General features: G+C 39.7%; 4 protein-coding genes and 1 pseudogene. 1 reads left to right on the top strand and 4 read right to left on the bottom strand.

The window, feature by feature from the left end:
- Positions 1-194 precede the first annotated feature (194 nt).
- Positions 195-1,757 (bottom strand): hypothetical protein, encoded by a 1,563-nt coding sequence (locus MCS_RS07620; protein WP_004857264.1) that lies wholly within the window; start codon positions 1,755-1,757, stop codon positions 195-197.
- Between the two features lie 805 nt (positions 1,758-2,562).
- Positions 2,563-3,534: pseudogene (locus MCS_RS07615) on the bottom strand (alpha-D-glucose phosphate-specific phosphoglucomutase); the annotation flags it as partial.
- Between the two features lie 199 nt (positions 3,535-3,733).
- Here MCS_RS07615 and MCS_RS07610 point away from each other — a divergent pair.
- Entirely contained in the window at positions 3,734-4,264 is a 531-nt protein-coding gene (locus tag MCS_RS07610; protein ID WP_004857254.1) for a peroxiredoxin, read from the top strand.
- Between the two features lie 178 nt (positions 4,265-4,442).
- Here MCS_RS07610 and hisS read toward each other — a convergent pair whose 3' ends face one another.
- A complete protein-coding gene (hisS, locus tag MCS_RS07605; RefSeq protein WP_004857250.1) occupies positions 4,443-5,930 on the bottom strand; it encodes a histidine--tRNA ligase in 1,488 nt (495 codons plus the stop codon).
- Between the two features lie 351 nt (positions 5,931-6,281).
- Positions 6,282-7,127: an orotidine-5'-phosphate decarboxylase gene (gene pyrF / locus MCS_RS07600; RefSeq protein ID WP_004857245.1), complete on the bottom strand. Its 846-nt coding sequence runs from the start codon at positions 7,125-7,127 to the stop codon at positions 6,282-6,284.
- Positions 7,128-7,303 lie beyond the last annotated feature (176 nt).

Raw genomic sequence — 7,303 nt, 5'->3', positions numbered from 1 at the left:
TATTTTTGAGATTTACTGTATTGGAACCATACCCATTGGTTTCAATTCCTATACCATTTTCAACAGACAGCTTAGTATTGGTTAAATTGACTTGAGCATCTTCAATCTGTATGCCAATTTTTTTTGCCGTTGCAGTAACATCTGTGGCGTCAATTTGTGCACCGTTGAACAAATAAAAAGCAGTGTTTTCTGTCTTAATGGATCCTACCCTTGTCTAATTTGAAAGAGTCTTCCGTCGCTTTTCCAGAAACTTGAATAAGCGAAACGCCGCTTGTATTGGAAGGAGAAGCAGCATTTACAACACTGTCTCTCTCTCCCAAATCGCTTTGTATATAAACTGTTGTGGTGCCTGCCACATCCCCATGGATCAGAAGCCGATCGGATTTCTGATTAATTATTATTTCCGTTTCATCACCCCATGCCATGTTGAAGCCAATCCTTGCATCCCCAGAGGCATTGTAAACTGTTTTTGTCTCAGCTTTTCCAGTGCCTATGTGCAATGTATGATAATGCTCTTCTGTTGGGGTTTCAAAAGCAATAGTACTGTTGTCAAGATTCAGCGCAGAAACATTAGAACGTGATCTTTGCGTGATATGAACCAGATGACCATCTTTGTCTTTTTCGTATGCACTGTTTTTTATGGTCCATGTTGTGCCATTCTTCAAATCAAAGACAATTTTGCCCTCATCTGAACTTTTTACTCTTCCTTCTATAGAAGAGTGATCTGTAATTAATGTAGCTGTAGTTACGATGCTAGGGTCACTGATACTTAATAAAACATCAGCGTGAATTTCTGTGTTTTTGAGATTCACTATATTGAAACTATTCTTATTAGACCAATTGACGTCAATTCCTATACCATTTTCAACAGACAGCTTAGTATTGGTTAAATTGATGTGACTATCTTCAATCTGTATGCCAAAGTTTTTTGCCGTTGCAGTAACATCTGTCGCGTCAATTTGTGCATCGCCGCCCACATAAAAAGCAGTGTGTTCTGCCTTAATGGATCCTCCCGTCATCACGATTTTGGAAGGTTTGTCAGCGTTTTGAGGAGAATAATGCATAGCAGAAAGTGCGCGACCCTTTGCAATAATTTCAACATCATTTAGAAAAGCAGTAGAACCGTTATCAATCGATACCCCTCTCCCCTTTGCGTGAATAAAGCCACCAGACATTGTGATTTGAGTTTCAATTCCCGGTGACTCTATCCCCACCCCACTGCTCTTAATCCTCACATTTTCTAGAGTTAATTCACTCTTGGGATTGTAGAATTGTATTCCAGTAGCATCCGTGGTTATGTCCACATTTTTAAGCTCGGCTGTTGTAATATCGGAAGAGCCTAAAAGAGTGATACCCACCTCTTGAGATGTAATGCTCCCCCCGATCATCTTGAAATGTGCTCCATTTTCTAAAAGAACTGCAGAACAAGAAGTGTCATTCTCTGCTGGAGTCCTACAACCAACATTAGGAGCAGGACTCTTCTGTTGCTGAATGGTTGTATTTCCATACAGTTCAATTACACTGCCAGAATCTTTGGCATATACTACAGCTTTGTCTAACTTATCATTAACCAGCGTTAAATCTGTACCAGAAATTTTGCCACCCTTTAATGCTTCAAGAGTTTCATAGGTTGCGCCTTTTGGAGGGTTTCTAACTTCCCCTTCCGCAACAAAATTTTTATCCTGTGCGTTGGAATGCGTACCAAACAGTGCAATTGCTGCAATTGCTGTGCAGGATAAGAGAGATTTTTTAAACATTGATGTTTCCTTAGCTTACAAGCCCCAAATGCCTTTCCCCCGCTGATAAGAAACTAAGAAGAATAAACAATGGATAATTCTTAAATAAATATTTTAATAGTTCTATTGTATTCTTTGTTATATGTCAAATTTAAAGAAAAATTAATACTTAAAACACAATAATTATATTAAATACATTTAAGTATTTATATTTAACTCTATTCATATTTTTATTGAAGTATAATTAATTCTTAAGAAACACGATTGTCAGACAATGATAAGGATCTAGAAAACTTTTGAAGAAAGAGAAAGGAGACACCTGTTGGGAAGAAATCAGGAGTGATCGTGAAAAAAGTTATCGTTTAATCTCAAGCGGGTTTTATAACTGAGTTAAAAGGTGCCTTGGTGCGTGATAAGGCTTTGGTTGTGGTTTCTCCTTTTCTCAATGTTCTGTATACATTGGAAGTAAAGCACCTGATTATTTTGGCTTGGTCAAGTGTGGAGGGAATTCTTTTAGGGAGTGTGTGCGTAGATAGCTTGTAAAGATAACAACAAACCTGTCGGTTAACGGGTAATTCCCTTATCAATTGAAGAACATGCACAGCAGCACAATGTCCCTTTTCCTGAAAAGATGTATAACCTGAAGAAATGTGTATAAAGTTGCGTGTTTTGCCTGAATAAGGTTCAAGCATCTGCTTGTGTTTGTTGCATCTGTAAATGGGGGCTTACGTAAAAAAGGTGTGCTGTGGACTACCTCCTCACGGGAAAAGAAGGGAAGGAGAGTGCCGCCTTGAGGAGAAAATAAGGGTTCAGGGGATAAGAAATAGGAGCGGGAAATTCCTAAAACACCCTCTCCCGATAGCCTTTATCCAGCAGTGCATTCGCTGCCATAATAGCCAAGGAATCAGAAGGAGCGATATAGTGTTTACGACCGATAATGAGATTGCGGTCCCTATCACCATCAGACGCAGCACCAAGATCTGGTGCGTGATCAGACATCAATAAATCATAAAGCCCCTTGGCATAAACCAAGTTAGGATCTGGATGCCCTCCTCCAAAATCCAGTAAAGGAATGCCATTCATCACCGTTGCTGGAGAAAATCCTAAACATTTTTCAAAAATTTCATGCGCATAAGGTCTAGTTACTGCATGCATGGCATCAAAGCGCAAGGTAAGCCCTTTGGTAACAGCCTGAGCAATACAATCGAAATCAAAAATCCTGCATCAAAGCAACATAATCTGCAACAGGATCAAGGATATCGACTTGCATAGAACCTATAAAACTTTTCCCTTGCTGACTTAAATCAATATCTGAAACCTCAAGAATTTTGTAAGAAGAGAGATGTTGTGCTGTTGCAAAAATAGCTTCACAAAGAGAATCGGGAGCAGGACCACCATTGGAAATATTATACTTGATACCGCAATCACCATTTGGACCACCAGGATTATAACTCGCTGAAAGAATGATATACCACCATGCGCATGATATTTGCGAATGAGATGCGAGACAGCAGGCGTAGAAAGGATACCCTCTCTCCCCACTTTAACACACTCCCCACTTTACCACAAGCAACCCCGTGGGCTGCCGCCATTTTCAATACAGTCTGAAGGAGCCTAAGATTAAAATAGCGGCCATCACCCCCCAAGAATGAACAATTTTCCTTCAAGAGGCCCAATGTTATCAAAAAGAGACTGGATAAAATTTTCAACATAATGGGGTTGTTGAAAAAACAGACACTTTTTTGCGCAAACCTGATGTTCCAGGTTTTTGATCATCAAAAGCTGTCGTTACCTTCATAGCAACGCCTTTATATGATTTTATTCAACTTTAAGGGAATATTTTCCAAAGTCGACCATTAATTCTACTTGACGGAGGAAAGAAATGCTTGCAAACTCGTCACAATAGAAAACTGTTTAAGATGCACATTTTCAATGTGTTCCTAAATACAAGAACTATTTTAAAAATATAATTTCCATAAAAATGCAGGAGCATAGCGATGATGAGAAAAAAAATTCCTAATGTAACCTTTCATACACGTGTCCGTGATGAAACAGTCGATGGAAATAATCCTTATCGATGGCAAGAGGTCAGCAGTGATACATACTTTAAAGGAAAACGGGTTATACTTTTTTCTCTTCCAGGAGCTTTCACACCTACCTGCTCAACTTTCCAACTTCCCGATTTTGAAAAACTCTATGATGAATTTAAAAAAGTTGGTATCGATGAAATTTATTGCCTTTCCGTTAATGATGCTTTTGTTATGAATGCTTGGGGAAAAACACAAGGAATTGAAAATGTAAAATTGATTCCTGATGGCTCCGGTGAATTCACCCGCAAAATGGGAATGTTGGTTGCAAAAGACAATATCGGTTTTGGCATGCGCTCATGGCGTTACGCTGCTGTTATTAACAATGGTGTCATTGAAGAATGGTTTGAAGAACAAGGCTTTTCAGACAATTGCACGACAGATCCTTATGAAGTCTCCTCACCGCAAAATATTCTAAAAGTACTTCAAAGCAAAGTCTAAACTCCATCGCCTCAATCGCTTTTTGAAACAGCTCAAACTTTACGGCACACATTTTTTTACCAAGGAATTTGTGCCGTTTGTTTTTGGTCAATTTTATGTGCTATAAAATGTTCGCTGAAAAGACATGCCGCGCATATTAAAATGCGAGGAATGCGCTTATAGTGAAAATTGTGAAATTTTACCATCCTTGGCGTGCCAAAATATCTTGCACTGTTTTAACCAGGTGTTCTTCATCAACGGTTATTTGCGCTGGTCGACTTTCACGCCAAGTTTGATTATCTTTAATTTCGTGAGATAACCGCGCACCCTCAACCAAATCTTTGATCTGTATTTTCCCCTCTTGGTGTTCTTGTGAACCCTGAATCACCACACAAGGAGCCTGACGTCGATCGGCATATTTCATCTGCGCTTTCATCCCCGAAGCTCCCAAATAGAGCTCTGCACAAATTCCGGCATTGCGCAATTGCATTACCATTTTTTGATAGCGTGCAACAGCCTCTTGCTCTTTATCCATCATCAGCACCACAACCGGTCCTGCTGTTTCCTTTACAGGTAATTTTCCAAGATTTTGCAAAGCAGTCATCAAGCGTGAGACACCGATTGAAAAACCCGTTGCTGGAACATTCTCACCACGAAAGCGTGCAATCAACCCATCATAGCGCCCACCTCCCCCAACAGATCCAAAAACAACTTTTTGTCCATCATCATTGGGAACATCAAAGAGCAATGTTGCTTCAAAAACAGGTCCGGTATAATATTCTAATCCGCGAACGACGGAAGGATCAATCTTGATGCGGTTTTGATATCCATTGGCAGCGAAGATCGCTTGCATTTCTTCAAGCTCACGAATTCCCTCAAGCCCTTTTTCATGATGACCAACGACATTTCGAAGAGCATCAAGCGTTTTTTCTGCCGTTTCAGCTTCTACCATAAGTAAGGCCAGAATACTCTCAATCTCTTGCTCTTTGAGCCCTGCGCCTTTTGTAAAATCACCGCTTTCATCCAACCGCCCCTTCCCTAAAAGCAAACGGACACCTTCAAGACCAAATTTATCCAGCTTATCCATGGCTCTCAAAACGATTAAGCGCTGTTCAGCCTGTTCATTTTCTCCCAAGCCAATCAGTTCTAAAACGCTTTCCAGAATTTTTTTATGATTAAACCGAATGACATAATCATGATGCTGAAACCCTAATTTCTCCAAACTATCAGCTGCCATCATACAGATTTCCGCATCGGCAGCCACTGTAGGAGCCCCAACAATATCAGCATCAAACTGCATAAATTGCCGAAAACGTCCCGGTCCTGGTTTTTCATTCCGAAAAACAAAACCAAGACGATAACTGCGATAAGGTTTTGGCAAAATTTCAAAATTTTCAGCAAAATAACGTGCAAGAGGTGCTGTAAGATCATAGCGCAAAGACATCCATTGCTCGTCATCATCTTGGAGAGAAAAAACCCCAGCATTGGGGCGATCTGAATCAGGTAAGAATTTGCCCAACACATCCGTATATTCAAAAATCGGCGTTTCAAGTGCTTCAAAACCGTAAAGTGCATAAACTTCACGAATCTGCGCAATCATTGTTTCAGTTCCATATAACTGTGCACTTGTGCGATCAACAAAACCACGTGGTAAACGGGCTTTGGTTTTTTCTTGTTTTGATGACATGGTTTTTCTCTAGCAGCAATGTGTGTTGACAGATTTATTCTCAGAGTCCTGTGTCTATCTTATAGAAAAGCGCGCTGCAATGACTTTATAAAGCGCTTATAAAGCAAACAGAGCTTTTCCTTTATAAAACTAATCTACTTATATCAAAACATCTTCCTTCGTGAAAAAATCAGGCAGTATGCGCTATCCGTTTTCTTACTGTTCACCAAGAAAAAAGCTTTATGAAAAATCCCATGAAAAAGCATCTGTATTTTTATCACAACTATTTTATAATTTTAGTGATTGTTCATTTGGATAAGCCAAAGTCATCTTTGCCTCTTTAAGAAACATGCTTAATCACAAAAAAAGGCTTCAAGATAGGAGAATGCTTTGCGATTGTTCTGCAAAATTACGGATCACTTTCTTTAAATCAGCAAGATTATGACCAACATCTGTAATTGACCTTGAAACTGAGGGGATAACATTTTGCAAAGCATGTTGAGGAAACTGATGTACGAGCTGTGGAAGAGTTCCACCTTGAGCACCGATACCAGGAACCAAAAACAGGCTGTTTTTTAACTCTTCAACTGTCTCTTTCGCTTCACTGCCCAATGTCGCTCCAATCACCGCTCCGATGGGACCAACAGGATGACGCGTCCCTAAAAACTGGTGGTTATATGCACAAATACGCTGGGCCAAATGAACAGAAACGGTTTGATCACCAATGCGTGCATTTCGCATTTGTTTGCCCTCTGGATTAGAGGATTGAACAACAACAAAAACGCCTGTTCCTGTTTCTTCTGCAATCTTTATCAAAGGAATAAGAGCATCAAAACCAAGAAAAGCATTCACCGTCATGGCATCCGCTTTGAATGGGCTATTGGGACCAAGCCAAGCCTTACCATACGCTTCAGCGGTAGAGCCAATATCTCCGCGTTTGACATCAGCAATAACGAACAACCCTTGTTCATGTGCTGTTTCAATGAGCTCTTTGAGAACCTGAAGACCTTCTACACCATATAACTCAAAAAATGCTGCTTGCGGCTTTATAATACCCACATTGCCTACAACTGCTGTTAAAAGGATATCACAAAACGTTTTTAAGCCTTTATAATCAGGACTTAAATTCCATGATTGCAAAACATGATGACTAGGATCAAAACCAACACAAAGGGGGCCATACAGTGCACGATTTTTTAAAAAAGTGGAATAAAACATCTGATCCTCTCACGCAATCTCTCTTTCAACATTCTGATACAATCAAAAAGACATTCACCGATCAAAATGATCAATAACATGTTTGCGTAAAAAAGAAAGTTTTTCTACTCTTGAACAGCCATTTATCGTGACACAACGATAAGGGTCAATTTCATTTTTTTGCTTCACTCTTATTG

The organism is Bartonella doshiae NCTC 12862 = ATCC 700133, assembly GCF_000278155.1.
Taxonomy (GTDB): Bacteria; Pseudomonadota; Alphaproteobacteria; order Rhizobiales; family Rhizobiaceae; genus Bartonella; species Bartonella doshiae.
The sequence above is the reverse complement of the archived record's forward strand: the minus strand, read 5'-3'. Positions and strand labels throughout refer to the sequence as shown.